Raw genomic sequence first — 22,260 nt, 5'->3', positions numbered from 1 at the left:
ATTCCGAACAGAGAAGTTAAGCCCGCCTGAGCCGATGGTACTGCGGTAACACGTGGGAGAGTAGGTCGGCGCCAAATTTTAAAACAGAGGCCGTCTGCATTGCAGATGGCCTTTTGTCGTTTATACCCTCCTGTTAAATATTTGTTAAAATCGGCTTAAACTAGCGTCCTAACTATTTTAAAACTGTATTATTGTAAATTACGTTAATCTCTGAAAGTATTTTAACCATGAAATTGAAGATTAGTCTGTTTTTTGCGCTTTTCATCGGTCTGGCATCACCGCTCTTTGCCCAAGATAAAAATGTAACCCTGCCTCCCAACTGGTTCAATCTCGATTTGCTAACCAGTGGCTATTTTGGCATCAGTACCGAAAAGGCCTACGCCGAATTGCTCAAAGACAAAAAGCCTAAACAAAAAATCATTGTAGCCGTTATCGATGGCGGTACAGACATTAAACACGAAGATCTTAAGGACGTATTGTGGACCAACACCAAAGAGATTCCTGGAAACGGCATTGATGATGACGGAAATGGTTATGTAGACGACGTTCATGGCTGGAATTTCATCGGTTCAAACAAAGGCAATCTGGCCTACGATAACCTTGAACTGGTAAGGATCAAAAGGAAATTGGAGCCTAAATACAAATCAACCATCATGAGCACGGTGCTAGACAGTGCCGAAAAAGTGGAATATGCACTTTACAAAAAAGTACAGGCCGATTTCGGCAAGAAATACGACGATGCCAGCAGCGCCTTTCCGGTTTACATCGCCATTAAAAAAATCATGGATTCGGTGGCTTTCATCAATAAGAAACCGATACCATCATTAGAAGATATCGACAAATACAAGGCAGACGACGAAACTGAAGAGTATGTAAAGAAAATCATTCGCAAAGGCTCAAAAGAAGACGGAAGCATAGAAAAATTTTATAAGAATATTCAAAAGGGTTATCACGAGCTGGAAATAATGCTCAAATATAACCTCGAAATAAAGTACGATGAGCGGGCTGCCCTAGTTGGCGACGATTACGCCAATTCGGACCAACGGAACTATGGAAACAACGATGTAACCGGCCCTAATGCTGATCACGGTACCCACGTATCGGGTATTATCGGAGCCAACAGAAACAATGCCTTGGGGATTATGGGCGTGGCCAATAATGTAAGCATCATGACCATTAGGGTGGTGCCCGAAGGCGATGAACGCGATAAAGACGTAGCCAATGGCATCCGCTATGCGGTTGACAATGGGGCACGTGTAATCAATATGAGTTTTGGTAAGGCCTATAAATGGGATAAAAAAGCAGTGGACGAAGCGGTTAAATATGCCGAATCAAAAGGTGTGCTTTTGGTTCATGCCGCTGGAAACGACAACAGCAATAACGATATCGTAGACAATTTCCCGAATAAATATTACGATAGTCCCGAAGCCGAAGCGTATGCCAAAGCCCATAAAAAACCTGAGAAAGGGTTGACGATACCCAAACGAGAAGACATGATGCGACAAGGTCAGGGAATGGGCATGGGGCCGCGCAGACCCGATCCTTTTGCCAAGCCCGTGCCACTCGATTCGGCTAAGTACAACTTGCCACATGCCAGCAACTGGATAGAGGTGGGCGCGAGCTCTTATAAAGACGACGAAGATTTAAAGGCATCGTTTTCTAACTATGGCAAATACAATGTAGATGTTTTTGCGCCAGGTTTTATGATCAATTCTACCGTTCCAGGCTCAAAATACGATGAATATGATGGTACCAGTATGGCTGCTCCGGTTGTTTCGGGCTTGGCCGCTTTGATCTTGAGCTATCATCCGGAACTAAGCCCTGCACAGGTTCGCGATATCATCATCAAATCGGTAAGCAAGGTAAACCACAAAGTGAAATATAAAAACGAGAAAGACGAGAATGTGCGTGTGCTGTTTAGCGAAATCTGCGTAAGCGGAGGAATTGTAAATGCTTACAATGCGCTGAAGTTGGCCGCGTCGTACGAGCTGTCGAAATAAAATATTTTTTAATACTCCTCAAATCCCCGGTATTCCTATCGGGGATTTTTTTTTGCCTTGTTGCAGAAAAAGGATTGGAAAGGTAACGCCATACCGTAACATTTTAGCGATATGGATGCCGATGAGAGGCTATAAAATGGCTTTTATTTTACATTAGAGGCTGTTATTGCATTTTTTGCAATCGTACGGCCTTAAAATTCAAAATTTTGGATTAAGCCATTCCGAAATTCAGCAGTCTATTGCGTTAAACCTATTTAAATACCACTTACTTAACACACCATGAAAAATTTTTACTTATTCGTTTGCCTTAGTCTATTGAGCTTAGGCGTCATTGCCCAAAAACTACCAGACGTGCAAGCGGCCAGCATGCCAGCTCCGGCCAATATCAGAATTGATGGAAAAGCTTCCGACTGGAACGATACCTATGCGGCCGAAAATAAAAGAACAGCTATTTTCTATAGCATTGCCAACGACGATAAAAACCTTTACCTGATTGTGAAATCGGTTGATGCCACTAAAATTATGGCAGGCGGACTAACTTTTCTGATCAATACGCAAGGCAAAAAACGCGATAAGGATGCCATGAGTGTTACTTACCCCTTGGTTAACCGAGCCAACCGTGCACAAGGCGCGCGCGGTCAGGGTGGACAAAGACAAGGCGGTTTTCAAAATAGAGCGCAACAAACGCAGCAACAGCGCGATTCGGCCAACCTTGTACTGCATAGACAGCAATTGGCCAGTGTAAAAGAAATCAAAGTTGCGGGCTTTAAATCTATTCCAGATTCGCTGGTTTCCATTTATAACGAATACGGATTGAAGGCGGTGGCTTCATTTGATCAAAGCGGAGCTTATGTTTATGAATTGGCTATCCCGTTAAGTCTGTTAGATATTAATGTGGGCGATGCGAAAGAACTTTCGTATCAAATTAAATTAAATGGACTGAGCAATATGGGCTTTGGAGGCAATACCGGCTTTGGCGGTGGCGCTGCAGGCGGTTTTGGTGGAGGTCGTGGAGGCTTTGGCGGAGCAGGTGGCGGAAGAGCTGGAGGAGGAGGTTTTGGTGGCGGAGCCGGCAGCAATACGCAGGATCTGATGAATGCAACAGATTTCTGGGGAAAATATACCCTTTACAAAAAATAGCAAAGCCCTTTAATCCAAACCAAACAAACTCTACTCAACATGCTAAATTCATCCATATATCCTGCTTTTTCAAAAGCACTGCTTGTTTTTGTACTCGGATTTTTCTTCGTCAATACCCTGTATGCCCAGCAAACGCCTGTAAGGCCAAATACCGCGCCTAAAACGAATACCCCACCGCCTTTGTTGTTGCGCGAAATCAGCGGCATTGTAAAAGACACGACCGACCTTGGCGTACCGGGCACTACGGTTAAGCTTATTTCACCCAAAGACACTTTGGTAACCAGCACCAATCCAGACGGTATTTTCGTATTCAAAAATGTAAAATCGGCTACTTATACACTTTCTATCACTAGCTTGGGCTATAAACCGATTGTAGCTAAGTTTAAACAAAACGATGCCGTTCCGCGTATCGTCATGGATCCCATCGTACTCAAAAGCCAGGCTAATACCTTAAACGAGGTGGTGGTAAACGGAACGCCTTCTATTACCTATAAAACCGATACCGTTGAATATAAGGCCAGCGACTATATTGTGCGCGAAAATGCCACGGTAGACGAACTTTTAAAGAAAATGGAAGGCATGGAAGTAGGTTCAGACGGTACCTTGGTGCATCAAGGCAACAACGTAACCAAGGCTAAAATCAATGGCAAAACCTATTTGGGTGGCGACGTAGCTACAGCCATTCAGAACCTGCCTGCCGAAATTGTAGAGAAAGTACAGATTGTTGACGATTATGGCGATCAAGCAGCCAGAACGGGTATTAAAGATGGCGACCCAGAAAAAATACTGAACATCGTAACCCGAGCAGATAAATCGGTAGGGAATACCGGAAATGCAAGTGCCGGTGTGGGCAACAACAAGCGTTACGAGGGTTCTGTTTTCGGGACAAGGATTAACGGCAACGAAACCATAGGCGTAAGTGGCCGATTGAACAATACCGTAAATGGCGTGGCCAATAGCGGCAACAACGGAGGTGGTACCAATGGTGGTGGAAATGGAGGAGGAGGCAATGCCGGAGGTGGCGGTGGCAACCGTGGCGGCAATGGCGGTGGTAATACCGGGGGGGGCAACAGCTCGTCGGGAGGAAGCGGGGGGACCACCAATACCGGCAATACTTCGTTCTCTTACCGCGATAAACTAAGCCCTAAAGTAGAGTTCAATACCAATTATCGTTATACTTTTAACAATGTAAACTCGCTCAACAGCAGCGCCTCGCAGATTTTTAGCTCCAGAGGCTCTACCTTTTCTACCAATAACAGCACCAGTCAAAACAATTCTAAAAACCATAACTTCGGTTTTGAACTGGAAGCCAATCTCGATAGCAACAACTACATCAAATTCAGTCCAAACATTACTTATAGTTCTGCTATTAATGGCGGACAGTCAAACGTAATCCAAAGGGGATACATCAATCAGGATCAAAGCGGAGCCAATACCAGCAGCAATACCCGGCCAAATGTTGACGCGACCTTGTTCTATCAGCATATTTTTAAAAAACCGAGAAGAAACCTCTCGGTACAGCTGAGCATGAGTCGCAACAAACAGGATGCCGAGCAGGAAAGAAATTCGAATATCATCTCTTACGAAAGCAGCAATGCTGACATCGTGTCGAAAGATTCGCTTATTCACCGGCTTGTGGAGCGGGATAATCTGACCAGAACCTATCGCGGCAGCTTAACCTATGTAGAGCCATTGTCGGTTAAATCGCAATTTGAGTTTAACGGGCAGGTTAATTACAATGGCTACGACAACACGGCTTTAACGAGCAATATCAACGCAGGTGGCGTGCATCAGGTGATCGATTCGCTGAGCAATATTTACGATTATTCGTTTACGCAGGCCCGCATCGCCCTGAATTATCGTTATGGAGTAGACCGCGATTCGAAAACCAGGTTCTCACTGGGTGTTACGGCAGTGCCCGCGGTTTTGAGCGGTACCAAGGTAAGCCTCGGCACAAGTACGCACAGAACTAGTTTCAACCTTATTCCTATTGCCAGGTTCCAGTATTTATGGTCGAGGCAGCACAGCATGCAGATCAATTATTCGGGTAATGCAACCGAACCTACTTTTGATCAGATCCAACCGGTGAGGGATGTTTCCAATCCGCAAAATCCGGTAGTAGGTAATCCGAACCTGAGGGTTACTTTTAACCACTCCATTAATGCGAGCTACAACAACTATATCGCCAATTCAAAGCTGAACTACTCGTTTAACATGAATGCCACTTTTGTTGACGATGCGGTAATCAGAAACACCGTTGACGTAAAAGGTGCCGATAGCATTTGGAAAAGCGAAACCCATTTCCTGAATACCGGTGGCGTGTACAGGATTAACGGAAACTACTCGATTAGCAAGCAGTTGAACGACCGCAAGTACAATTTGTCTTTTAGTGGCAATGTGGCCAACAACCATACCGTTTCGATGAGTAATTTCAACAAAAACACCACTTCTACCTGGATCATGAACGAGCGTGCGGGCGCCAGGATCAATCCCAACGAGTGGCTGGAAGTAAACCCTTTTGTGGCTTACAGCATTACCAAATCGAGCAATTCGCTGCCTACTTTTAGGGATAGCCGTACCAACACGCTTTCGCTGAATATTGATGGACGCTTTATCATGTGGGGCAGTTTGATTTTGGGCTATAGTGCCAGCAAGAGCTTTGTAAGCGGCATTAACGCCAACATTACCAACAATCCTTTGGTGATTAACAGCTACATCCAAAAAGAACTTTGGAAACGCAGGGCTACCATAACTGTACAGGCATTCGATTTATTGAACCAGAACAATTTTGTAAACCGTACCATTGCCGACGATGGCAGCTATACCGATACCAAAACCAACGCGCTGAGCAGGTATTTTATGGTGAGGGCAAGCATCAGGCTTCAAAAATGGACCGGTGCAAAAGGCCGGAATGGTCGTCCGATCATGAGAAGGGGCGACGGCAGTTTCAATTGATAAAGGATAGCGCGTTTTGCGCTATTCTATTTTACGGGCCTTGATTTCGCACAAAGGCTTCCAGGTTTTGCCGATCAGGATTTCCCAGGTTTCGGTAAAGGAATCGGTATCGAATTTAAAGGTGGCACGTTCTTTTTCGCCCTTAAATTTCCAGGTATCTGGCGCATGGCTAATCTGGTAGCTTTTAATATTGCCTTGACTGTCGTAATTGGTAATGGCAAAAGAATGGGCATTTTCATCGTGGCTAATGATACCTAAGCCTTGATGGTTTTCGAAATCAAAGTAGCGGTCCCATTTGTAGCAGAGGAAAAAGCCTCCGACCAGCCATTCGTAGCTAACAATGCCTTTTATTTTTGATGGGCTGGTATCGGCTGAGTAGGCAAAACTTTGGCCTTCTATTGCCCATTTGCCTACAAATGCTTCGAGCGAAGCATGCTCACGGGTAGGCACGATGATTGGTTTTTCTTCAAAGGGATAGTGCGGCGTTTCCATAATTGTTAAACATTTGGCAGGGCCGAAAAGTTTAGTATGAGTGTGCAGCTGGCTAGCTCAGCGAATTGAAGTGTGGTTTGGGCAGGCTGACGTAAAAAGTGGTGCCTTTGCCGATTTCGCTTTCAAACCAAATTTGGCCGTGTTGCAGATCGGTATAGGTTTTGGCCAGTGTAAGGCCTAAGCCAACTCCCTTTTCTTTGTTGGTACCATAAGTACCTTTATGTTTTAGCGAAAAAATCTGCGATTTTTCCTCTTCTCCAATCCCAATTCCATTATCGCTGATTCGAATAAGGCATTGGCTGTCCTGATCGATGGTTTCGAGCAGGATCGTGCCTCCGTTATGGCAAAATTTGATGGCATTATTGAGCAGGTTTCTGATAATCAGCTGCAAAAGATCGGTATCGGCCATGGCAACCAGATGAGGCTGTGGTACATAGACGAGGGTAATGTGTTTCTCTTTGGCCAGGGTTTCTTTAAGTTGTATGGTTTTGTAGAGGGCATCGTGAATGGGAACCGACTTGAGGTTAACCAGGGTGCCACCCATCTGGTCTTTAGACCATGAAAGGATATTCTGCAACATCTCAGAAGTCAGTTTGGTAGAAACCAGCAACGATTTTTCGATGCTCGCTTTTTCCTCGGCATCCATTTCAACGTGGTTCAGTATCGAAAGATAATTTTCTATCGAAGAAAGTGGTGCGTTTAGGTCGTGGGCTACGATAGAAAACAGTTTGTTTTTGGTTTCGTTGATTTCTTCCAGCGAAGTAAAGCGCTGTTCGGCCAGCCATTTTTCCTTGTAATAGCTTTTTTTAACAAAAACCGTAATGATGGTGATCATCAGCAGCACTTCAAAAACGGTTTGCACATGGTCTAAAAGCCTGGCTTGGCGTGTATCGTATAGCTGTTTAACGAGTTCGGGGTATTGATATTCCGTAAAAAAAAGGCCGGCAATAACGATTAAAGTAAAAGGAATCCAGATCCAAAACTGCTTGTGGTCGCTTACAATGGTTAAGATAAAAACAATGAGAATAAAAGTAAAAAGGTTTACGCCTCCAGAAGCTTCGCTTACGAAATAGGTAATGCCGCAAAGCAAATTAAAGGCAATGGCAAATAGGCCAATGGCTATGCTGAGCCTGTTTTTAAAGCGGGAGAGGAAATAGCCAAAAATCAGCAGAGCGATTAATGGCAACATGATGAAACCGTAAAATGCCAGCCCCAACGCAAAATTGACGCCGGCATTGACAGATGCCGTTATGGCAGCCAAAATGCTTACGGCATTAAAAATGCGGCATTCTAAGGTATATTGGTATTCTTTGCCAATTACGCCGGTCCAGAATCTGACAAATTTATTTAGGAGCGATTTCAAGTTAGGGTTGATCTTTATCCAAATATAAAGCGGATGAACTATCAAATCAATTTCAGTGGAAAATGAACAAGCAAGTTATTGTGAAGCAATGTCTTAACTTTTTTTAGGGCTATAGGTTTGTGGCTTCATGAGGTTACACAGGCTTCTTTTTTCCCAGAAATACAAAGAAGAACGAAAAAAACAAAAACACCAGCACCAATATCGCGCTATTGCGCAATACGATAGGATAGCCCAATTCAATTACATTGATAAACGGATAAGGGTACCAGGTGGCAAAAGGCCCTCTTAGCAAGGTATAAATGGCATAAACTGCAGGATAGATCAGCCAAAAAGGAATGCTTTTGTAGGTAGCCTTTTTGCCATCTACGTATTTCCACCAGTAAAAAATCATCAATAGAGGAACAACAGAATGCAACAAGTCGTTGAGCAGAGCCTGCAGGCCACCCTCTTTCCATAAGCTGCGCAATACCAGGTTAAACACCAGGCCTACAATGGTAATGTATAGGGTGATGGCCGTTTGCGTGTTGGCATTGGCAAAAAATCCCTGTTGGTTAGGTTTAGAAACCAATTGCACGCTTGCAAAAATTGCGACAAGGGTATTGGTCAGCACCGTGAAAAAGCTGAAGAACCGAACAATGGTTTCTGTGGTGTCGGTTGTACTGTAGCCGAAAGAAAGTACCAATTGGGCAATTAACGATGCCCATGCGGTGATTGCAATAATAAACAAAAGCAGTTTGCGTCCACTCATAGCGAATACGATTTGATTTAAATTTAACGATAAAAATCAACCTATGGTTAATAGTTTGTGTTTGTATGGGATATTTTTCAGGACATTTTAAGCCTATGTTAATGATAAAAGGTACACGCGCTCGCCAAATAGCAATTATTTAATATAGAGCCAAAGGCTTTCTGATTGATTTTAAGTTAGTTATTGTAAACAATATTTATTATTTGTTAACGACTAATTCTCATTTTGTTAATAAACATAGTTTAGTTTAGCTAAACAAAAATTAAACTATGAAAGAACATATTACAATCCAGAAAGGGCTTTTGGTAGCACTTGCATTTGCCTTGGCATTTGCAGGACAAGCCAATCAGGCCGCCGCTGTTGAGAAGGCTAAGGAAACGGCCATTCTTGTTCGCGATGTGATTACGGGAAAGGTAACCGATGTAAATGGTGCACCAATTCCGGGCGCTTCGGTCAAAGTAAAAGGCACTACGGTGGTAGCCATTACCGATGTGGACGGCCGTTTTAAGATCAATGCCAATGCAGGCGATGTACTTTTGGTCAGCTCCATCGGATCGCAGCCACAAGAAATTGCCATCAATGGCCGAAAAGAAATCAGCATTTTGCTCAAAGAAGATAATCAAACCCTTAACGAGCTTGTTGTGGTTGGTTATGGCAAGCAGAAAAAAATCAATTTAAGTGGCGCAGTTGATGGCATCACGGCCAAAGAAATCGAAAACAGGCCTATTGCCAATTTGGGTGCAGGCTTGCAGGGACTCATTCCCAACCTCAACGTGTCAATTGGCAGCGGACGGGCAACCGATGCACCTGGTTTCAACATCAGGGGTGTAACTTCGCTTTCTGGTGGCAGTCCGTATATTTTGGTTGATAACGTGCCCTATACCTCGACAGAGCTTAGCCTTATCAATCCTAACGATATTGAAAGCGTTACGGTGCTTAAAGACGCGGCTTCTGCAGCGATCTACGGGGCAAGAGCGGCTTTTGGGGTCGTTCTTATTACTACCAAAACGGCCAAAGGCGATCAGCTAAATGTAAGTGCCAACAGCTATTATGCGTTGAAAACCGTGGGCCGATTGCCCGAACTTGTTACCGATCCGTTTACGGTAATGAGCTATAAGCATGATGCAGCTTATCCTTTATACAACCTCTATACCGGGGCCATCCTCGATTATGCCAAAAAACGTTCGGCAGATATGTCCTTGCCAGCAGTATATATCGATCCGGCAAGTCCAACCACTTGGCAAAACGTAGGCAATACCAATTGGTTAAAAGAAGCCTACAACAATAATTCGCCAAGCTACAATGCCAATTTTAGCTTAAGCAAGCGTGCAGAAAAACTGAATTATTACATCTCTACCGAATATATGCGTACTGATGGTGCCTTAAAAGAGGCGAAAGAATCGTACGATCGCTATAACCTGAGGGCAAAGGCAGATTTAAAGGTGCTCAATTGGCTCAATATTGAAAATAACACCGCTTTTGCCTCCTCATATTATCAGGTGCCGTATGTGGCGGCCAACGATTTTTTCTGGAATGTTAACCGCCAGCCTTCGCTAGATCCGGTGTATAATCCCGATGGTACCTATACCAATTCTGGCGCCGCGGTTATTGGCCGTTTAAAAGAAGGCGGCCATTCGATGTACCGAACCAACAATTTTCAAACTACTTTTAGTGCAACGGCAAACGTAATCAAAGATATATTTCAGTTAAAGGCCGATGCAACTTTTAGAAGAAATGCGCAAATCAACAAAAGCAACGATTTTCCGGTTTCCTATTATAGCGGACCAAACACGGCCGCAAAATTGGTAGGTTCTAACCCTTCGTTTGCACAGGTAGACAACGGCGAAACCCGCAATAACCTTTATAACGTTTATGCCGATTTCCACAAAACCTTTAACAAGCATTATGTGCAGGCCTTGGCCGGTTTTAACCAGGAATACAGGTATTCGGGTTCAACTTCTGTAAACCGAAAAATATTGATCAGCAATAATCTTCCTTCCATTTCATTGGCCACGGGCGATGTTACAGGCAGCGAATCGATTACCGATTGGGCAGTACGTGGCCTATTTTATCGCCTCAATTATATTTACGACGACAAATATATCCTCGAATTTAATGGCCGTTACGATGGAACTTCGCGCTTTCCAAGTGGCGATAGGTGGGGCTTCTTCCCGTCGGCTTCGGCCTCGTGGGTGCTTACCAACGAAAAGTTTATCAAATCTTTCGCCAACAATATCCATCTCGACCTCTTTAAGTTAAGGGCTTCCTACGGAAATCTGGGTAACCAGGATGTAGGCGCTTATTCGTATATCGCCACGATGGGTTCGGGCCAAATTGCTTCTATTTTAGATGGAGCAAGGCCAACGGCCGTGTATGCACCGGGAGCCATTTCGCCGAGCCTCACTTGGGAAAAGGTATCGACCGTAAACTTTGGAGTTGACATGGGCTGGTTTGGTAACAGGTTAGAGCTCAATTTTGACAAGTTTACCCGCTACACCAAAGGCATGCTAACCAAGGGCAAAACCTTGCCAGGAGTGTTCGGTACTGCCGAGCCCACCATTAATGCCGCCAATTTAAAAACCAAGGGTTGGGAATTGCGATTGGGCTGGAAAGATGCAATTAACGTAGCCAGCAGTCCATTAACCTATAATGTGGGCTTTAATCTTTCGGACAACAGAACCTTTATCACCAAATACGATAATCCAACCGGAACCCTGAGCGATTATTATGTAGGCAAGGAATTGGGCGAAATATGGGGTTTGCAAACCGAAGGCTTTTTCCAAAGCGAAGCCGAACTGAAAAGCCATGCCGACCAAACTGCGGTAGGTGCCGATGATACCGGTTATAAATTCTACGTAGGCGATTTGAAATTCAAAGATCAGAATGGCGACAACAAAATCAACAAAGGAAAGAACACCTTGTCAGACCACGGCGATTTGATCAGGATTGGTAACACCAGTGCCCGCTACCGCTATGGTGTTGATGTTAACCTGGGCTGGAAAGGCTTCGATGTAAGGGCATTTTTTCAGGGCGTAGGCAAGCAAGACTGGTATCCAAACCCAAGCAACATCTATTTCTGGGGCGTTTATGCGCAACCTTGGACAAACGTTACGGTTCAAAACCTGGATCATTGGTCGCCCGAAACACCAAATGGCTATTTCCCACGCTTAAAGGCCTACATCGCCGAAGATGCAACCGAGTTGGGTCAGGCACAAACCAAGTATTTGCAGGATGCTTCTTATTTAAGGCTCAAAAACCTAACGGTCGGTTATACTTTTCCTAAGTCGCTAAGTAGCAAATTGAGGATCAACAGGCTGAGGGTTTATTTCAGTGGCGAAAATATCCTCGACCGTTCGCACATCAAGGGCAACCTCGATCCAGAGGCTTTGGGTGGCGATGTTTATCCATTCCAAAAAACCTATTCATTTGGCCTTAACCTTACGCTATAAAATCAGAAATCATGAAATTAAATCAATCAATATATATAGCCATGCTGGTGCTGGGTGGCACTTTCATTGCCGGCTGCCAAAAGGATTTCCTGCAAAGAGATCCGCAAACTAATGTAACAGCAGCTTCTTTCTTTAAAACGCCTGCCGATCTGCAGACCTATACCAACGGACTTTATGGGCAGCTGCAGTTTGGGTATGACGACCTGAACTCCGACAACATCTCAAATTACAATGCCAGTGGCGAGGTAGACAACCTGGTGCGGGGAACCATCTCGCAGAACAACTATGGCGGTTGGGATAAAAGCGATTGGAGTAACCTCAGGAGTATCAATTATATGTTAGACCATGTAGGAACGGTTACGGGCAATCAGACTGAAATTAACCATTACATTGGTATCGCCCGATTTTTTAGGGGCTGGTTCTATTTTGCTAAGGTTAAAAAATACAGCAATGTGCCTTGGTACGGTTCTGTACTGAGCTCGGAAGACGAGGCCTTGTACAAAGGCCAGGATCCAAGAGCCGATGTGGTGAACCATATCCTGGAAGACCTGCAGTTTGCCGCCGACAACATCCAAGCTACCGGAGGCAATACCCGCATTACCAAATGGGCTGCATTAACGTTATTGGCGCGTTTTGCCCTGCATGAAGGTACATTTAGAAAATACCACGACGAATTGGGCTTGGGCAATGACTATAATCGCTTTTTGAAGATAGCAGCCGATGCCACCAGCAAAATCATGACCGAAGGCGGATTTAGCATTTACAATACCGGCAAAGGCGGCGAAGATTACAGAAACCTGTTTTCTTCAAATACCCTGGCTACCAATAAGGAAATTATCCTTTGGGCCGATTTTGACCAAAAAATAGGCAGGGGCAACAACTCGCATACCGTATTCGATTATACCTATGCCTTGAGCAAAAGCCTGGCCGATTCTTACCTTAAAACCGATGGAACCCCTGTAGCGGCCAATAACACAATGCTGTTTACGCAAATGTTTGCCAATAGAGATCCACGCATGATGGAAACCATAGGCTATCCGGGTTTTGTACAAACAGGTACTACGGTGCCTTATAAAATCAAGGCAACTTTGGGTGGACTAAACCAGATCAAATTTTATCCGCGCTCTACAGAATTAATGCAGGGATGGCAACTTAATTTTACCGATTTGCCTATTTTTAGGCTGGCCGAAGTATTGTTGATCAATGCCGAAGCCAAAGCCGAACTGGGCGAACTGACCCAGGGCGACTTGGACAAAACGGTAAACCTATTGAGAAAACGTGTAAATATGCCAAATTTAGCTATGGGGGTGGCAGAAGATCCTGCTTTGGTTGCGATGTATCCTAACGCCACGGCCACTAATAAAGCGGTGTTGTTAGAAATCAGGAGAGAGCGTAGGGTAGAGCTGGCCTGTGAGGGGCTGCGTTACGACGATTTGATGCGCTGGAAATCGGGCATGCTGTTGCAAAACAGTCAGGTGGGGATATATGTGCCTGCATTGGGCGCGATGGACGTAACTGGCGATGGGGTAGAGGATATTGCGATATTGGCATCGCCATCAGACGAATCGCCGATTGCCAATTTGCCGGCCAGTGTAAAAGCCGGTTTAGGCAAGTATTACTTGAAAGATGCTTCGGGCAACAATACCAATTTTTACCTCACCAATGGTACTTCGGGCTTTATCGCCTTTACGCGCGACCGCGATCAGCCGAGAATCTTTATCGAACCTAAATATTACTATCGTCCAATCCCAGTTGGGCAGATCTCGCTCAATCCAAAATTGAAACAGGTATTTGGATGGGACCAATAACCACTAACCAAATGAAAGCATGAAAAGAAGAAATTTCCTTAAAAGTACAGGCCTGATCGGTGCCTTGGGGGTGTTGCCAACCGGCGTAAGCTTGGCGGCCACCAACAAAGAAAAGCAGAAGCCAGTACTTACCATAGCACACATTACTGATGTGCATATCAGAGGCAACGACAATGTGCCGGCAAGGGCAAAAAAATGTCTGGATGAAGTATTGAAGCATAAACTCGATTTTATACTGAACGGAGGAGATTCGATACACGATGCTTCTTATGACAATGTGGTTCGTCAGCAAGTAACCGACCAGTGGGCGGTATGGGACGAGTTTATAGATCGCGCCAAGCCAAAGGTGTACAGTTGTATAGGCAACCACGATCCATGGTGGAAAGCACCCGACAAAACCGACGAAATGTACGGCATTCCTTATGTAGTTAAGCGACTTAAAATTCCGAACCGTTATTATAGCTTTAGCCAAAATGGCTGGCATTTTATCATACTCGATGGTAATAACAGTGGTATTAAGCTCGATAAGGAACAAACAGACTGGTTGCATAAAGAGCTGGATGGATTAAAGCCAAATACACCAGTGTTGCTCATGTCGCATTATCCTATTTTAACCGTAACTGGTACTTGGGAAGGCGGTCAGCATGGTGACCACAAAGAACTAAAGGCTTTGTTTTATAAGCATAAAGATAAAATAAAGGTTTGTTTGAGTGGTCATCAGCATTTGTTGGATAGGGCTTGGTATAATGGCGTAAACTATTTTTGTAATGGAGCCATGAGCGGCTTTTGGTGGGGTAAAGGCGATGCCAAGTCTGCAGCGTCCTATTATTACCAAGAAACGCCTCCGGGTTACGCACTGCTCAAACTATATAGTGATGGAACGGTAGAGAACGAATATTTTCCTTACCAATTCGAAATTTAATTCACTATAGTGCCTTAGGTGAAAAGATGGGTAGTTTACCACCTAAGGCATTTAAGAACATTTAAGATTGGTACATGCATAACTTATGCTAAGGCGTCTAAGGTTCCTTAGGTGGTGAAAAGATGTTTAGTTTACCATCTAGGGCATTTAAGAACATTTAAGTTAAGGTTGGTGCATAACTTATGCTATGGTGTCTAAGGCGTCTGAGGTGGTGAAAAAATTAGCTTTTAGTTTACCACCTTAGACATGTAAGAGCATCTAAGGTTGGGGCGTATACTTGTACTAAGGTGTCTTAGGCGGTGAAAAAAAGCGGTGTAATAATTACCATCTAAGACATGTAAGGGTATTTAAGATTGGGTTGTATGCGTAACTTGCGCTAAGGCGTCTAAGATGGTGAACAAAATTACCGCGTAGTTTATCGCCTTAGACATGTAAGAGCATCTAAGATTAGATCACATGCCTAGTCGCCCTAAATGCCTTATATGGTGAAAAAATGCAACGTTAAAAGTGATGTTTATGCTGAGGCGTCTAAGGTGGTGAAAAAATTACCATATAGTTTATCACCTAACAGATATAAGGAACGTGTTAGAGGAAACCTACACTTAAATATATGTAAGGTTAAGGTGCAAATGACCATTATCTACCTTAGATGACGAAAAATAAAAGCCTCCTGAATTTCGGTTTGGGAGGCTTTGTTGTGCTGTACAATCTTTATTGTACAAATGTGGGTATTTTCTTTAAATTTGGTAAAACCTTAAACTGAAAGAAGCATAGATGTCTGAGAATACCCTCCTCCAAATTAGCCTGAAAATAAAAGAAAGACGTAAAGCACTCGGAATTACCGTGCAAGAACTGGCAGATAAGGCTTCGGTAAGTAAAGGGCTGATTTCCCAAATCGAAAACAGCAGAACCGTTCCCTCGCTCATGGTGCTGATAGACATCATCAAAAATCTCGATATCGACCTCAATACTTTTTTTAAGGATATCAATTTCAACAAAAAAGATGCACCTATCTTGGTCAAGCGCAAAGACCAATACCAGGCTTTTGAGAAGGAGCAGGCCGTGGGTTTTAATTATCAACGGATCCTTTCTAAAAGTATCAAGTCGTCTACCATAGATTTTGTATTGCTCGAACTTGAAGTTGGTGCCCATAGGCCTATGGTGCAAACAGAAGCTTTTGAGTTCAAATACATCATCGAAGGCACGGTAGAGTATCAATTCTCCAATAAAAAGGTAATACTCGAAAAAGGTGATTCGATGTTGTTTGACGGCCGTATTTCGCATACACCCGTAAATATGGGCACTGCCAAGGCGCTGATGCTCGTTGTATATTTCTTCGAATAATTCAGCAGGGTTTTACGCACCCTAAAAGCTTAACGTTAATTTAACCTGCTTTTTGTTTATAAATAATAAACTTTGTTTACAATTGTGCTAACGATTGACGAATAGAAAAAAGCAATACAATGGATAATTCATACGATATCATTATAGTGGGCGGTGGCATTTTGGGAACTTTTCATGCCTATCACGCCTTGTTGGCAGGCAAAAAAGTGCTGCACTTGGAAAAAGACAACTTTCCTGTAGGGTCAACCGTGCGAAATTTCGGGCAGGTAGTTCCTTCGGGGATGGAAGGGGTTTGGTTCGAATACGGTTGCCGAAGTACCGAACTGTATCAAAGCATCCAAGCTAAAGCTGCTATTTCGGTTCGCCAAAACGGAAGTGTGTACATCGCTTCTGATCCAGACGAGCAAACCCTGATCCACGAATTGAAAGCGCATTACGATAAGCTGGGCTATGCCTGCGAGCTGTTGTCGCAAGCGGTTTTGTTGCAAAAATATCCGGCACTAAATCCTGCCTATGCTTTAGAAGGCTTGTTTTTTGCGCAGGAAGTAAGTGTGGAGCCCGACCAAATGATCAGAAAGCTGCACCAATACCTTAAGGCCGATTTTAAGCATTATACCCTGCATTACAACACTGCCGTGGTGGCTTGCGAAACTAAAAACCATGGGGTGGAAATCAGGTTAAGCACAGGTGAACAGTTTAATGCAACCAAAGCGATAATCTGCAATGGCTACGAATTTAAGCTGCTGTTTCCCGAATATTTTGCCAACAGTGGCATTGTGGTCAGCAAATTGCAGATGATGCGCACGCAACCCATGCCAGAAGTGGCTTTGGAAGGCAATATCCTAACCGGATTAACCACCAGGCGCTACGAAAGCTTCGAATATCATTGTCCTTCGTTTAAATCCATTCAAACGCCAGCCCATTATGAAGAGCTGAAAAAATGGGGTATCCACATCCTCTTTAAAAAAGCCAGCGATGGCAGCTTCATTATTGGCGATTCGCATGAGTATGCAGACGTAAACCATATCGATGATTTGGGCTTTAACCTTAACCAATACATCAACGAACTGATGCTAAGGGAAGCAGCGCGGATCGTGAATTTTGACGTACGCAACATGCAGCAGTATTGGGCGGGCTATTATCCACAACATCCCGACAAACACATCGTTACCCTCGATTTAGATGATAAAATACACATCCGGACGGCTATTGGGGGCAAGGGAATGACCGCCAGCGCCGGTTATGCTGAGCAAAGCGTGAAAGATTTGTTGAGTTAATTCGATTATTAGGTTTGATACTGTTGTTCTTTACGTGGATTGAAAATCCACAGTTAGCATAGTCGGGAAAGCATTTCCCGACTAACCTATAGTTGATCAAAATGTATCGTTGCTTTAGTTGGTGTTCTTCACCAACCATTTAATATATACATACTCCGTTAGTCAGCTATGCTAAAAATCTGTTAATCTGTGGCTTGCTCTTGTTGCTGATGCTTTCGTTGAACTAGCCCCTTAACGAATCAGGTTTGTTGGCATATATCCTCGATCCCAATAATTTTGGATTTGAAATCCATTCAAAAACTAAGCTGTGGGTATGTACAGGTTACCTAGCAATCTGTTAATCTGTGGCTTAAATTACTATGCTAACTACACCTTTAACGAGCCTCTAAAACCACGCGCAGCATAATAGGATTCTGCACCGTTGTGGTACAGAAAAACAGTATTGTAGCGACGGTCGCAAAAAAGCGCGCCTCCCAGTTTGCGCACCTCCGGAGTAGTTAATATCCAGCTTGAGGTTTTGGTATCGAAGTTGCCCAGTTGCTGCAGGTCACGATATTGTGCTTCCGTCAGGATCTCAATGCCCATGTCTTTGGCCATTTCAATGGCGCTGTTGGCTGGTTTGTGTTCTTTTCTGGCTTCCAGCGCTTCGTGATCGTAGCAAATGCTGCGACGCCCTTTGGGGCTTTCGGCCGAACAATCGTAAAAAATGTATTCGTCAGTTTTGGAATCATAGCCTACTACATCAGGCTCGCCACCGGTGGTTTCCATTTCGTCCAACGACCATAACTTCGCCGGATTGGCTTCAAGTTTGGCTTGTACTTTGCCCCATGCGATGTCCTTGTGCCGGTTACTATTTTTAACGAACCGCTCTTTTAAAATGCCAATCAGTTCTTCGTTTTGAGCTGGAGATAATTGCTTTTTATCGTTTTTCATGTGAATGTTTGTTGGGTGGATTAGTCCATACTTCCCAAACCAGTTCAAACGGAGCTTGTAACTGTTTGGCAATGTTGATGAACCTGTTCACTGTGTCGCTATTTTCTGAGTTCATTATTAATCGTTTAAGCCTTTGCCGTTCAAGATTTGTGGCATACATTTTTCTATCCTTGATTGACGCGTTTGCGATTGTTTGGCTGAAGAAAAATGAAGCAGGTAAGCCCTTTGTCTACCAGGTGTTAAAGTTTCGAAAGCGGTTTTTAGTGCCGGAATGGTGTCTAGCTTGTGTTGAAACTCTTCGACAATCTTAAATTCGCTGGTTTGCTTTAGCTCTACTTTCAGTCCGGCCTTTTCAACCTCAATGGCTTCGAAAATATAAGCCTTCAAAGTAGCTTCCTGATCTAAAATCTCCCTGATATTGGTAAACCTGATTTGGCGTGCGGCCTGTACGTTTTTCGTTTGTTGGATGAGCAGGCCACTTGAATTGTTGAGTAAAGCGCCTTTGAAAAATAGCAAAGCACAATATTCCTTAAAATCGTGTATCAAAACAATGTTGTTGCCCTGATGTGTATAACAGGGACAGCCCCATTTCAGTTCTTCGGCCAGTCCGCAATCAAGGGCAATTAAGCGCAATCTTTCCAGCTCTTCCTGCCATTTTTGAGCTTTGTTAAAGTAGAAATCGACTTTTGGATTCATTGCTGTTTATTTTTAAAGTGGGCGAGCGTATCATCGACTAAATGTTCGATTGCTAAAAAGTTATTCGCTAATTTCAAGATGTCATCCTCCATCGTTATCGCATCTAATTTAATCCAGCCTTCCATTAGAGTAAGCGGCCCAAAGGCAACACTTACATTTGGCCATTCATGTGCGAAGTTTTTAAAGCCGGCCCTAAAAAGATCAGCGAATTTTCTGCTTTGTATGACATAGCCAGGTAGTTGTCTTAGTTTAAAGGCGTGGATGTTGTAAAGGATTTTCTGCTCATCAACTGCTTCATCATTGATCCAAACAGAAAAGAAAATCCTCGATTGTGCAATTAATGGATCCTGAAACGGACTTGCCCAGGATTTCTTATGTAATTTTAGAAAAACCGAATCCAAAACCTCGCCAACAGCGGTTTCTAGCTGTTTTTGATGAAGCTGTTTGTTGTCGAGCTTGTCGGCGGCCCCTTTAAATTTGTTCAGGTAATAAGTAACATCCATTTCGCCCTCAGGTTTAATGTAAATTAGGAAACAGAATTTATAATTGAAAGCTAAGCCAATGCAATTCTTCTTTCGGTCGGCCTGAAATACCACGATATTGCCGTAAGTACAAGTAGGAGCAAGGCCGGCAATATTTTGTTCAGCGGATTGCCTGTGGCGATATGTGAAAATATGGCTCCCGACATGGCGAAGAAGAAACCGGCGTAGGTCCATTCTTTCAGCAAAGGAAATTTTGGGATTAGGATAGCTACTACACCCAATATTTTCCAAATGCCCAATAAGGTAAGCAAGTAAAGCGGATAGCCCAGATGGCTGATGTTGGTTACCTCGTCTTTCGATCGGAGGAGCTGTACAATACCGGTCGAAGTCATGCCTAGGGCAAGCCAAAGCGTGGACATCCAATAGATAATTTTGTCTCTTTTCTTCATGGTTACTTATTTGAGTTGGCCAACAACCTCTTGTAATCGGTTGTGAGCTAGGTTAAGGCCTTGTTTGAACGGTAGCTTGAGCATGTTGTCTCTCAATTCAACCGATCGGTAAACTACATGCATGGTAAGTTTGCTGGTTTGGTCAGTCAGTGCTTCAAACTCCAAAAACTCCAGCTGTACGTCAAAGGGCGTGTTTTCCATTTCGAAGGTTCGCGTAATTTTTTGGTCAGGCACAAAGTCGTGGATGGTGCCGTTAGCCCTAAATACCACGTTTCCGTTTTTGTCGCTGGTTTCGAAACGGTAGCTGCCGTGTTTTTTATTTTCGAGTTGCAGCACTTTGGTGCCCATCCATTGTGCTACAATTTCGGGTTCTTCATAAGCTTTAAAGAGCAATTGAAGAGGAAGGTCGAACTCGCGGGTAATGGTAAGGTCTTGTTTGCCTTCCTGGGCATCGATTTTTGTTTTGAGTTCCATGTGCTTCTATTTTTTGGCTTGATAGTTTTTCATGATACTTTCCAATTTGTTGAAACGATCGTCCCACATTTGGCGGAAAGGTTCGATAAAATCGGCTATTGCTTTCATTTCCTTGGCGTTGATATGATAATGAACTTCCCTGCCGTTTTGTGTTTGTTGCAGCAAGGCGCATTCGGTTAATATTTGCAGATGTTTGGAAACCGTTGGTCTGGCGGTATCGAAATTGGCCGCTATGGCACCTGCGGTCATCGACTGCGAGGCTACCAATAGCAGGATGGCCCTTCTGGTAGGATCGGCTATGGCCTGGAATACATCTCTTCGTAAATTCATTATGTAGCTATTTGACTACAAATATAAATGTAGTTATTTGACTACGCAATTTTTTTTGAAAAAACTTCGAAAATAATTTATTGCTCAGGATCCGAATGGCTCTTAAACCACCTCGCAATGGCTTTTTCAAGCTCGTTGCCGTCTGGCTCTCCCTCGCAAGCCCAGGCAATAAAACCGTCTGGACGAACCAATACAGCGCTCAGACCCAACTGGTTTTTTGCTTTACGCGAAATATATTTTAGTTGTTTGTGGTAGGGAAGTGCCAAAGCTTTGAGCGAAGCGCTGTTGGCATAATCGAGCGGTATGCCTTGTCCATCGTGCATCAAATCGCCAATGGTGGTGCCCGCTCTTTTGTTATGCCAAAAGCACCTGATGGTGTCGCGTAAGGCTTCCGGAGCTTCAAACTCTTGATGCTGTATGTTGAAAGATGGCAATTTTGGAAAACATCTTCCTAAGCTTCCCTAAACTCGGTAGGTGTGGCTCCCGTTTGGCTCTTGAAAAAATTGGAAAAATAGGCGTGGTCAACAAAACCGAGTTCAAAAGCGATTTCCTTGATTGAAATATCTGTTGATTGCAACAAGCGCTTGGCCTCCAGTAGCACGCGTTGCTGGATGAGCTGGGTTGCCGAAACCTGCAGGTTTTTCTGGCAAAGTATATTGAGGTAATTGGCCGATATATTCAATTTGGAAGCATAAAAAGCCACGAGTTTCTCCGCCTTGAAATGCTGTTCGATAAGCGTGTTGAATTTGGCCAGTCGAGGATTGGATTGATAAATTTTAAGGTCGGCAAAAAGATTTTCGGCCTCTTTGCTCACCAGAGAAGCTATAACGCCTGTTCTTGCGCCGATCAGGTCTTTGAGTGAGTTGTCACTGTTGAGTTCATCTTTGATAGCGTCAAACTCATATTTCAACAACTTAAAGCTGTCGTTTGTGCAAGGTATGACCGGATGGTTCATGTAATTGGTAAACGAAAAACGGAAATATGGTGCAAAACGTTCAAAAAGAAGGCGGTCAATCATCAGTTGGTACCCAATGGTTTGAGGCCCGATATCCCATCGGTGCACTTGACCCGGAAACAAGAGGTGTATCTGTCTGTCGGCTATCGCATAATCGCGAAAATCGATGGTGTGGGTACCTTCGGCGCGGTCGAATAAGATGATGATAAAGAAATCGTGTTTATGGGGTTTGGCAATGTGCCTTTCCCCATGGAGCTCGTGCAGCAGCAATTCGTCGCGACCAGCCAGCTGACCTGTCCTGAATTCGCGGATGCCCATTACCGGCACGTATTTGTCTTCACCTTGTAGCCTTGCCATTCGAACAGTTTCTCTTTGTTGGTTATTGAAAAGGAAAATTAATAAAAAAACACAGATGAAGGCCAAGAAATCAGGCGTTACTCGGT

19 protein-coding genes and 1 rRNA gene are annotated in these 22,260 nt (G+C 43.9%); 9 read left to right on the top strand and 11 right to left on the bottom strand.

Annotated elements, in window-relative coordinates; genetic code table 11:
* The 4 genes from rrf to VRU48_RS09790 form a co-directional block, all read left to right on the top strand.
* Positions 1–77, top strand: a 5S ribosomal RNA gene (gene rrf / locus VRU48_RS19645); the annotation flags it as partial.
* Between the two features lie 150 nt (positions 78–227).
* Positions 228–2,000, top strand: a complete 1,773-nt coding sequence (locus VRU48_RS09800) for a S8 family peptidase (protein ID WP_330107743.1) — start codon at positions 228–230, stop codon at positions 1,998–2,000.
* Positions 2,001–2,279: 279 nt separating this feature from the next.
* Entirely contained in the window at positions 2,280–3,140 is an 861-nt protein-coding gene (locus VRU48_RS09795) for a hypothetical protein (protein WP_330107742.1), read from the top strand.
* Between the two features lie 39 nt (positions 3,141–3,179).
* Positions 3,180–6,095, top strand: coding sequence for an outer membrane beta-barrel protein (locus VRU48_RS09790; RefSeq protein ID WP_330107741.1), 2,916 nt, complete (start codon positions 3,180–3,182; stop codon positions 6,093–6,095).
* A gap of 21 nt (positions 6,096–6,116) precedes the next feature.
* On the opposite strand, the gene VRU48_RS09785 is transcribed toward VRU48_RS09790, so the two are convergent.
* From VRU48_RS09785 to VRU48_RS09775, 3 genes are all read right to left on the bottom strand, one after another.
* On the bottom strand, positions 6,117–6,587 hold the full coding sequence (locus VRU48_RS09785; RefSeq protein ID WP_330107740.1) for a DUF1579 family protein: 471 nt from the start codon (positions 6,585–6,587) through the stop codon (positions 6,117–6,119).
* Between the two features lie 52 nt (positions 6,588–6,639).
* Complete coding sequence (locus VRU48_RS09780) at positions 6,640–7,950, bottom strand: sensor histidine kinase (RefSeq protein ID WP_330107739.1); 1,311 nt, start codon at positions 7,948–7,950, stop codon at positions 6,640–6,642.
* A gap of 133 nt (positions 7,951–8,083) precedes the next feature.
* On the bottom strand, positions 8,084–8,698 hold the full coding sequence (locus VRU48_RS09775) for a Pr6Pr family membrane protein (protein WP_330107738.1): 615 nt from the start codon (positions 8,696–8,698) through the stop codon (positions 8,084–8,086).
* Between the two features lie 269 nt (positions 8,699–8,967).
* On the opposite strand from VRU48_RS09775, the gene VRU48_RS09770 reads away from it, so the two are divergent.
* The 5 genes from VRU48_RS09770 (at position 8,968) to VRU48_RS09750 (ending at position 17,498) form a co-directional block, all read left to right on the top strand.
* Positions 8,968–12,147, top strand: coding sequence for a SusC/RagA family TonB-linked outer membrane protein (locus VRU48_RS09770; protein WP_330107737.1), 3,180 nt, complete (start codon positions 8,968–8,970; stop codon positions 12,145–12,147).
* Positions 12,148–12,158: 11 nt separating this feature from the next.
* Positions 12,159–13,955, top strand: coding sequence for a RagB/SusD family nutrient uptake outer membrane protein (locus tag VRU48_RS09765; RefSeq protein ID WP_330107736.1), 1,797 nt, complete (start codon positions 12,159–12,161; stop codon positions 13,953–13,955).
* A 19-nt stretch (positions 13,956–13,974) separates the two neighbouring features.
* Entirely contained in the window at positions 13,975–14,877 is a 903-nt protein-coding gene (locus VRU48_RS09760) for a metallophosphoesterase (protein WP_330107735.1), read from the top strand.
* 774 nt (positions 14,878–15,651) lie between these two features.
* Entirely contained in the window at positions 15,652–16,221 is a 570-nt protein-coding gene (locus VRU48_RS09755; RefSeq protein ID WP_330107734.1) for a helix-turn-helix domain-containing protein, read from the top strand.
* Between the two features lie 119 nt (positions 16,222–16,340).
* Positions 16,341–17,498 carry a TIGR03364 family FAD-dependent oxidoreductase gene (locus tag VRU48_RS09750; RefSeq protein WP_330107733.1) on the top strand — a complete coding sequence of 386 codons (1,158 nt, stop codon included), beginning with the start codon at positions 16,341–16,343 and terminating at the stop codon, positions 17,496–17,498.
* A 366-nt stretch (positions 17,499–17,864) separates the two neighbouring features.
* On the opposite strand, the gene VRU48_RS09745 is transcribed toward VRU48_RS09750, so the two are convergent.
* From VRU48_RS09745 to VRU48_RS09710, 8 genes are all read right to left on the bottom strand, one after another.
* Entirely contained in the window at positions 17,865–18,431 is a 567-nt protein-coding gene (locus VRU48_RS09745; protein WP_330107732.1) for a DUF4256 domain-containing protein, read from the bottom strand.
* Positions 18,432–18,548: 117 nt separating this feature from the next.
* A complete protein-coding gene (locus tag VRU48_RS09740) occupies positions 18,549–19,127 on the bottom strand; it encodes a YdeI/OmpD-associated family protein (RefSeq protein WP_330107731.1) in 579 nt (192 codons plus the stop codon).
* The gene (locus VRU48_RS09735) at positions 19,124–19,630 is read right to left on the bottom strand and encodes a hypothetical protein (RefSeq protein WP_330107730.1); all 507 of its coding nucleotides are present in this window, start codon (positions 19,628–19,630) and stop codon (positions 19,124–19,126) included. Before VRU48_RS09735 ends, VRU48_RS09740 begins: the two co-directional genes overlap by 4 nt.
* 50 nt (positions 19,631–19,680) lie before the next feature.
* The gene (locus tag VRU48_RS09730; protein ID WP_330107729.1) at positions 19,681–20,058 is read right to left on the bottom strand and encodes a DoxX family protein; all 378 of its coding nucleotides are present in this window, start codon (positions 20,056–20,058) and stop codon (positions 19,681–19,683) included.
* A gap of 6 nt (positions 20,059–20,064) precedes the next feature.
* Complete coding sequence (locus VRU48_RS09725) at positions 20,065–20,532, bottom strand: SRPBCC domain-containing protein (RefSeq protein WP_330107728.1); 468 nt, start codon at positions 20,530–20,532, stop codon at positions 20,065–20,067.
* 6 nt (positions 20,533–20,538) lie between these two features.
* Complete coding sequence (locus VRU48_RS09720) at positions 20,539–20,862, bottom strand: ArsR/SmtB family transcription factor (protein WP_330107727.1); 324 nt, start codon at positions 20,860–20,862, stop codon at positions 20,539–20,541.
* Positions 20,863–20,939: 77 nt separating this feature from the next.
* Positions 20,940–21,296, bottom strand: a complete 357-nt coding sequence (locus VRU48_RS09715) for an aromatic-ring hydroxylase C-terminal domain-containing protein (RefSeq protein WP_330107726.1) — start codon at positions 21,294–21,296, stop codon at positions 20,940–20,942.
* A gap of 17 nt (positions 21,297–21,313) precedes the next feature.
* Positions 21,314–22,174, bottom strand: coding sequence for an AraC family transcriptional regulator (locus tag VRU48_RS09710; RefSeq protein WP_330107725.1), 861 nt, complete (start codon positions 22,172–22,174; stop codon positions 21,314–21,316).
* Positions 22,175–22,260: the final 86 nt, after the last annotated feature.

Origin of the sequence: Pedobacter albus (assembly GCF_036324255.1) — a bacterium.
GTDB lineage: Bacteria > Bacteroidota > Bacteroidia > Sphingobacteriales > Sphingobacteriaceae > Pedobacter > Pedobacter albus.
The sequence above is the reverse complement of the archived record's forward strand: the minus strand, read 5'-3'. Positions and strand labels throughout refer to the sequence as shown.